Raw genomic sequence first — 6,913 nt, forward strand, 5'->3', positions numbered from 1 at the left:
CCGGATTGAGCATCGGTCAGGCTCAGGTAGAGCGCCATGATCCGAAGCGCGACATTGGCTGCGCTAATCTCACGGTTCATCCCCATCATCCCACCAGGGCCGCCCATGCCGCCCATCATTCCGCCCATCATCCCGCCGAAACCACCTCCACCGGGGAAGCCTCCCCCCTGGCCACCAAAGCCACCTCCCGGCCCACCCTGGCCACCACCACGTCCACCGCGGCCACCGCCACGGCCCCCAAAGCCACCGCCTTGTTCGCCACCCTGAGGCGGCTGTGCCAGTGCAGCGCCACCTACCATCAATGCCACAAACGTTAAAGCCAATCGGTTCATCTTTTCAGTTCTCCTGCCCCTCATAGTAAGGCTCAACCGTGAAGCAATAGTGAAAATTCCGCCGAATTTTCTTCAGGTTTGCTTCACGGTTTACCGCTACAATGGCTCTTATGGCACGATTGCTCCTAATCGAGGACGAAGAGCTACTTGGCGAGATGATCGTCGAGGGGCTGGAAGCTGCCCGGCATGAGATAACCTGGTGTCGTAGTGGCGCGGAGGGCTTTGAGCGTGCGTGTGAGGGCGGCTGGGCCGTGATTCTTCTTGACTTGATGCTGCCGGGAATGGACGGCTGGAGCCTCTGCCGCCGCCTGCGTGATCGGCGCGATCCGACCCCCATCTTGATGCTGACGGCATTGGATGAAGTGGCGGAAAAAGTCCGCGGGCTGGAGCTGGGCGCGGATGACTATCTGACCAAGCCCTTTGCCTTTCCTGAGCTGAAGGCACGCATCGCTGCGCTCCTGCGGCGAGAGCGGCTCCAGCGTCGCCGCACGATCCAAGTGGCCGATCTGGTGATAGACACGGATCTCCATGAAGTGACGCGGAGCGGCAAGGCGGTCTCGCTCACCCGGCGTGAGTTTGATCTTTTAGAGGCACTGGCGGCGCGTGTGGGTCATGTGGTGAGCAAAGAGGCGCTACGGGCGATCTGGGGAGGCGATGCGGAAGTGGGCTCTAACACGATTGATGTTCACATGGTCTCGCTCCGTCGCAAGCTCGATAGCGACCGCACCGAGAGTGCTCGGCTCTTTCACACGGTCTATGGGATGGGCTATGTTCTGCGGGAGCCGGAGGGCAGTGGATCTCTATGAAGCTCTCTATGACGTGGCGTGCACGGCTGCTCAACGGCCTTCTTAGTGGCCTTGCTCTGGTCGCACTGGTTGTCCTGGCGCAGAGCCGCATTCGCACGGTGCTCTACAACGCCGTGGATCGCGCGGTGAAGTCACAAGCAGAGGCTATGCTCCACCACGGGCCGCCGCCGGGCTTTCCCCGCGATGGATTTGGCGATCGTGGGGGGCGCGGGCGTGGCGGTTTTGACTTTGGGAGAGGCTTTGATCTTGGCCGTGGCTTTGATCTTGGCCGTGGCTTTGATCTTGGCCGAGGGCGAGGGCCGGGTGGTGGCCCTGATGTTATACGTTTTGGCACGACGGCACTGCTCAAGCCACGTCGAATTCCGCTGGAGAGGCAGGCATCGAATCCGACGGAGCCGCCTTGGTCGGTTGCAGGCGCAGCGGCGGCACGAGAGCGGGGAACCGATCTTCGGCAGGAGCTTGACAAAGACGGTAAGGCGATCCGGGTTTTCTCGATACGCCAGCCCGACTGTATCTTCCAGACAGCCGCTAGCCTGGAGCAGACCGATGCTGCTCTTCGTGAAATTCAACAAGCACTCACCGTACTGATCCTTCCCGTGGGCCTATTGATGGGCCTGCTGGGCGCACTCCTCACCGATATCGCCTTCGCCCCGATCCGCAAGCTCACGCGAGCTGCGGCAGCGCTTCAGCCTAGTAACCTAGAGCTGCGCCTGCCGCAACCCGGGGGCAACGATACTTTCGATCAGCTTGTCACGGTTCTTAATGCGATGCTCTCGCGGATGGAGGCGGCTTTCACGCGCCAGAAACGCTTCACCGCTGATGCGAGCCACGAGCTTCGCACGCCCCTCGCGGTCATTAAAGCCGCCTCTAGCTTCTTACTCGAAAACGACGATCCCCTCACGGAGCGCCAGCGACGTGCACTCTTCCGCACGGATAAAACCGTGGATCGGGCTAACACACTCGTCTCAGATCTCTTGCTGTTGGCGCGTGCTGAGAACGGTAGCCTGCCGGTACAGAGAGAAAGTCTCTCGCTACAAGAGGTGCTCAGTGAGGCTGCGCAGGCCGCTGAGGCGGGACAGAGCACGCCGCACGCAATCGTGGTGCTCGATGTCCCGCCGGAGCCATTCATCACCGATAGCAAGCTTCTTCATCGCGTCGTGGTGAATCTGGTGAGCAATGCCCTGCGTCACACCCCGCCTGAGGGACACGTCATGCTCAAGGCGAGTGTGGCAGGAAGCCTGACTCTCACTGTCACCGATACAGGTGAGGGAATCGCGCCGGAGCACTTGGAGCGCCTCGGGGAGCCGTTCTACCGCCCCGATGCCTCCCGCGCCCGTGAGCAAGGTGGGGTCGGCCTAGGGCTCGCTCTCTGCAAAGAAATTACGGCGGCACTCGGCGGCACGCTGGAGATTCAGAGTGTCCTCGGGGAAGGAACTACCGTGACGGTAACTCTTAACCCATAAGGGGAGTGCTACCCGGTATAATTTCGGGCATGAAAAGAATTCTTCTCGCCGCAGTGTTGGGGGTTGCGGCTGTTGGCTTTACGCTCCAGGCAAGCCAGACCCGCAAGCTCGGAAAGCAGGCCAATGGTCAGTTTGTTGTCTCGTCGGGGCAGACCATCGAGCCGGGGACGATTGCCTTTGAGGGCCGTCCCGTAGACATCGCACTCCATCCGGACGGCAAGACGCTGGCGGTGCTGGGCCAGAATAAAGTCTTTCTCGCGACGGAAACAGGCGTGATCTCTGGCACGGATGTGCCGCTGGGCGCTGGTGCGGGCTTTCATGGCCTGCTCTGGACACCCGATGGCACGCGCCTCTTTGCTAGTGTGAGCAATGGTGTGGTTCAAGAATGCCTCTACGAAAACGGGAAGCTGACGGCGGGGCGCAAGCTGGAGTTTGGCGGCAAGGGGAATCCTAGACCCGGCGGAATGTGCCTGACACGCGATGGCAAGACGCTCTTTGTGGCGTTAATGGATCGCGACTGCATCGCCGAGCTGGACATTGCCAGCGGCACGGCCACCCGGACATTACCTACCCAAAAACTTCCCTTCACCGTCGCACTCTCACCCGATGAGAAAACCCTGATTGCCAGCAACTGGGGCGGACGGCCCGTTACCGATGAGGATGCGCTGGAAAACGGCGAGCGTGCCGAGTCCAATGGAGCCTGGCTCGTCAGTGACCCGCGCGGCTTTACTGCCACGGGTAGCGTAAGTATAATCGAGCGCGGCAGTGGCACCACCACCCAGCTCCCTGTCGGTCTGCACCCCACGGCGCTTCTGATCGACGGCAATCGAGCCTTTGTCGCCAACGCCGCCAGTGACAGTCTCAGCGTGATTGACCTGACTCAGAAGTCCGTGACGGCGACCTGGCCGCTGACCTGGGGCAAGAATCGGTTGCTCGGCTCAATGCCCTCCTCCCTAGCCCTCCTCCCAATCCTGGGAGGAGGGAAGGTGATGCTTGTTGCGTGTGGCGGAGACAATGCCGTCGCGGAGGTGGATGCGGCGACCGGAAAAGTGCTGGGCTACCGGCCCACAGGCTACTACCCGATGGCCCTCGCCATTCCCCCCACCTCTCCCCTCCTCCCAGGATTGGCACCCAGAGGGTACCCGGGGGCTGGGGGAGGAGGGCGTATTTTCGCCCTCAACACCAAGGGCAATGGCTCGGTGCGACGCACGGTGCTGGGGCAGCCGGGCAATGCGCATGACTTCCAGGGAAGCATCTCGGTGATTGACCGCAGCTCTGATCTGAAGGCGGCCACGGCCAAGGTCGCGCAGCTCAATCACTGGGACGCGCCACGTGTCACGCCGAAGCTCAAAGTTTTCAACGGCGAGATTAAGCACGTGCTCTACATCATCAAAGAGAACCGCACCTACGACGAGGTCTTCGGCGATATGAAAGAGGGCAATGGGGACGCGAAGCTCTGTGGCCTAGGGGAGGAAGTGACTCCCAATCACCACGCACTCGCCCGAAGCTTTACGCTCTTTGACAATGGCTATGTCAGCGGCACCAACTCCGCCGATGGGCATAACTGGACCGATACGGCGATGGCCAACGACTACCTAGAGCACATGTACACCGGCTATCGCACCTACCCCGACGATGGTGACGATCCGATGGGCGTGGCATCATCGGGGGCGCTCTGGGACGCGGCGCTGAAGAAAAAGAAGACGGTGCGTATCTATGGGGAGTTCTGCGACGATGGCAGCAATATTATCACGCCGAAACCCAAGGACTGGCTGGAGGTCTGGCAGGCGCGGGGGACCAACAAGTTTACTTACAAGTCCGTGCCACGCGTCCACAATGTTAAGAAACTAGCCCACCCCACTTATCTTTACTGGCCTCTGCTCCAGAGCGACCAGGTCAAGGCGGATATCTTTATCGAAGAGTACACCAAGTTCAGTAAGGCCAACACGGTGCCTAATTTGATGGTACTCTCGCTCCCATCAGATCACACGGAAGGGCTCTCTGCGGAGTACCCCAAGCCCAAGAGCATGGTCGCCGACAATGACTTAGCGCTCGGGCGAATTGTCGAGGCCGTGAGCAAGTCGCCGCAGTGGAAGAACACCGCAATCTTTGTGATCGAGGACGATGCCCAAGCCGGGCCAGACCACGTCGATGGCCACCGGACGGTCTTTGCCTGCTACTCGCCCTATGTCAAGCGCGGCTTTGTGGACTCGAACTTCTACACCACGGTGACCATGCTCTCGACCATTGAGAAGATGCTGGGCCTCGATCCGATGAACAAGTTCGACGCCAACACGCCGCCCATGGCCGCCTGCTTCACCGACACGCCCAACTACTCGCCCTATATCCACCTGCCGAATCGCATCAAACTCGACGACATGAACGCGCCGCGTGCCGCTCTCGCTCCGTCGGAGCAAAAGTGGTACGACCTCTCTGCATCGCTCGACTGGAGCGAGATGGACGCCGCGGACTTCAACACGCTCAACCGCGTGCTTTGGCACAACCTCCACGGCGACAAGCCCTATCCAACCCCTTAACTCCCTACAGAAAGTGCTTTGGCGAAGTAGTCCGTGAGGGCTTCGAGAAACGCGGCGATGGCTTCGGGGGTGACATCGAGGTGCGTGACAAAGCGCGACTCGGGGGCGATGGAGGCCAGCATCCCGCGCTCGGCGAGATAGGTTTCGAGTGGCTCACAGTGGGCCTCGGGGAATGTGGCAAAGACCATGTTGGTGGCGTAGCTTACGGGAATAGGAAGAGCAGCTAGCCCAGCGGCGAGCAGCTTGGCGTTAGCGTGGTGATCGGCGAGGCGCGCAATATTGTGCTCCAGGGCGTAGAGGCCTGCCGCCGCCAGAATCCCCGACTGGCGCATGCCGCCGCCCAGCACTTTGCGCCAGCGGTAGGCGCGCTCGATCAGCTCCGCAGAGCCCACGAGCACGGAGCCGACGGGAGCGCCGAGGCCCTTCGAGAGGCAGATCGAGACCGAGTCAAAACCTTCGCATGCCTCAGTCAGCGTGATGCCCTGCGCGACCACAGCGTTGAAGACCCGTGCGCCGTCTAGGTGCGTCGCCAGCCCACGGCTATGGGCAAAGTCTGTCGCCGCTTTGAGGTAGTCGCGCGGGACGACTTGGCCATGAAACGTGTTCTCCAGCGTGAGGAGCCTCGTGCGGGCATAGTGCGCCCCCATTCCTGGCCCATGGTGCTTGATCGCGGCAGCGATCTTTGCCAGCGGTAGTGAGCCATTGGGCTCGCTTTCGATAGGCTGTGGCACGATCGAGCCCAGCACGGCGGCACCACCGCCTTCGTACTTGTAGGTGTGTGCAAGCTGCCCGACGATATACTCATCGCCGCGCTCGCAGTGGGCCATCAGTGCCGCCAAGTTGCTCTGGGTTCCCGTCGGCAGAAACAGCCCCGCCGCCTTCCCCGAGAGCGCGGCGAGTCTCTCTTGCAGCTCCAGAACGGTGGGGTCGTCGCCCCACACATCGTCCCCGACAGGCGCGGCCAGCATCGCCTCACGCATCGCCGGTGTCGGGCGGGTCACGGTGTCGCTACGAAGGTCAATCAAAGTCATGCCTCGAACTGTACCACGACCTTTGGTGTATGACAGCTAGAGCAATGCATGATCTGGCTATTCGTTACGGGCTCTCAAAAAATTAGAATCGCTCGGGGAGGATTGTTTTACAGCAGCTGCCGGTTTCAACCGGCGGCTACGGGTTTACAGAATCTCGTCCCAGCGTAGCATAACGCCTTGGGCTTTGAGACGTGCTTGGAACTCGGCCAGAAGCGCGGGGGAGTCGTGGACGGCGCTGGGGTCGCGTAGGTTCTTCTCCAGGCAGAAGGCGGCCAGCGTCCCGGCGATCTCTCCGGCCAGAAACTCCGTGGGATGCATGCGGGCCGACGCGAGGGCGAGGCGGCTGGCTCCAAAGTTCTTGGCGGCGGGGAGGATATTGGTCGGGCCGGAAGCGGGGAGAAACGCGCCGAGCGGCAGGTGGTAGGGGAGCGCGACCGAGAGTAGCGGCGGCTCACCCTTGCTCGGGTGGATGTCCATGGCGTAGAGGGCGCAGCCCACGGAGTCCTCGAACGCCGTTCCCCACTTGGCGGCGGGATCGGTCGAGCGCAGGTGGTTCTGGGTGAGGGTAGTGCGAGCCTGCAAGCGCCGCGATTCCCGGATATACGGGTGGATTGCCCAGCCGCCGTCTGCTGGGACTTGCAGCTCCGGGTAGCCGAGTTTCGTAGGGTCATCGTCGCGCGGGCACTCGGTCTGGAGCCAGTAGGCAAAGCCCTTGGCGAAGTTCAGGCCGCGCTCCAGGATGCG

At 61.5% G+C, this 6,913-nt stretch carries 6 protein-coding genes; 3 read left to right on the forward strand and 3 right to left on the reverse strand.

Annotated features, from left to right (window positions below):
- On the reverse strand, positions 1–332 hold a 332-nt coding region (locus AC1XOS_RS17725), incomplete at its 3' end, for a hypothetical protein (protein ID WP_481963547.1).
- A gap of 110 nt (positions 333–442) precedes the next feature.
- Between AC1XOS_RS17725 and AC1XOS_RS17730 the strand changes: the two genes are divergently transcribed.
- From AC1XOS_RS17730 to AC1XOS_RS17740, 3 genes are read left to right on the forward strand one after another with little or no spacing between them, the layout of a single operon-like run.
- Positions 443–1,138 (forward strand): response regulator transcription factor, encoded by a 696-nt coding sequence (locus AC1XOS_RS17730; RefSeq protein ID WP_481963548.1) that lies wholly within the window; start codon positions 443–445, stop codon positions 1,136–1,138.
- Positions 1,135–2,601 (forward strand): HAMP domain-containing sensor histidine kinase, encoded by a 1,467-nt coding sequence (locus AC1XOS_RS17735; RefSeq protein WP_481963549.1) that lies wholly within the window; start codon positions 1,135–1,137, stop codon positions 2,599–2,601. The genes AC1XOS_RS17730 and AC1XOS_RS17735 overlap by 4 nt, the downstream gene beginning before the upstream one ends.
- A gap of 29 nt (positions 2,602–2,630) precedes the next feature.
- A complete protein-coding gene (locus AC1XOS_RS17740) occupies positions 2,631–5,138 on the forward strand; it encodes a bifunctional YncE family protein/alkaline phosphatase family protein (protein WP_481963550.1) in 2,508 nt (835 codons plus the stop codon).
- On the opposite strand, the gene ltaE is transcribed toward AC1XOS_RS17740, so the two are convergent.
- Positions 5,135–6,163, reverse strand: coding sequence for a low-specificity L-threonine aldolase (ltaE, locus tag AC1XOS_RS17745; RefSeq protein ID WP_481963552.1), 1,029 nt, complete (start codon positions 6,161–6,163; stop codon positions 5,135–5,137). The two genes, AC1XOS_RS17740 and ltaE, sit on opposite strands and share 4 nt — an antisense overlap.
- A 150-nt stretch (positions 6,164–6,313) precedes the next feature.
- On the reverse strand, positions 6,314–6,913 hold a 600-nt coding region (locus AC1XOS_RS17750), incomplete at its 5' end, for an FAD-dependent oxidoreductase (protein WP_481963551.1).

Source organism: Armatimonas sp. (assembly GCF_964826245.1).